This window comes from Vibrio rubrogenes (assembly GCF_059641415.1).
Genome location: NZ_JCARSY010000105.1, coordinates 1 through 971 on the forward strand (window position 1 = coordinate 1; position 971 = coordinate 971).

Here is a 971-nt window from a genome sequence, read left to right on the forward strand (position 1 = left end):
AACTGGGTTAGATTGCAGAGCTGACATCATTGCCATATACAGAACAGTGCGTACTTGTGCTCGCCCTCCTTGGATGACTCGCTTACCTTTGTAGCGACCGCTTTCACGGCTCATGGGGGCAACACCGATGAGTGAAGCCGCTTGTTTATTGCTGATATAACCCAGTTCAGGAACGTTACTAATAATCGAGGCCGCACAGATTTTTCCAATGCCGGGGACGCTCTGTAAAATCTCATTTTTGGCTTGGTACTCTGGGATGATTTGAATCAGAGCGACGATGAGTTTTTCGAGTTTCTCAATCTGTGCTTCAAACACTTTCAGCACGGGATTGATGGTTGAAGCTAATGATTTGGGCATCGACTGCAGTCGGTTTTTCTCCATCGTCTGCATGGTCATTATTTGGTGACGTCGGGCCACTAAATCACTCATTAGACGCATAATTTCTGGTTTTAGCTGCGTGAGTTTTGGTTGGATAGCTTCGCTATAATGAGCGATAAGATTGGCGTCAAGCTTGTCAGTTTTGGCCCGACGGCCAATGGCTCCGGCAAAGCGTTTAATGTGGATTGGATTGGCAATGACAAAGGGCAATTGAGCTTGAGAGCAGGCGAGAATGAATGGCATTTCTAATCGCCCGGTTGCTTCGACAACGACCCGTTGAGGATGGTATTTTTTGATGGTTTGTACGGCTTCCTTGATGCCGTTTTCATCGTTAGAAACGGTGAAAAAAATATCAAGTGGACGGATGTAGATATCGAGTTTTAATTTGCCGGTATCAACACCGACATGAATGTTTTGAAGTGTGTTGGTATTCATAATAAGCTAACTCTTGCTTGCATAATGCGGGTTCGAGACCCAGAAGACTATTCGAGTGTGGTGCTTGGAGTCTATGCAGCGTTCGTTCTTGTTACCGGTCTCTCAATCGAGGATCCAACGCTGCATCGAACTGCTGCATAAAAAGCTTTAGTTGCTGC

The 971-nt window shown here is 45.8% G+C and carries 1 protein-coding gene; it reads right to left on the reverse strand.

Translation table 11 applies throughout. The features are described 5' to 3' along the window. A partial coding sequence (locus tag AC55NX_RS20745; RefSeq protein WP_496997453.1) for an IS110 family RNA-guided transposase occupies nucleotides 1–813 on the reverse strand: 813 nt, incomplete at its 3' end. Nucleotides 814–971 lie beyond the last annotated feature (158 nt).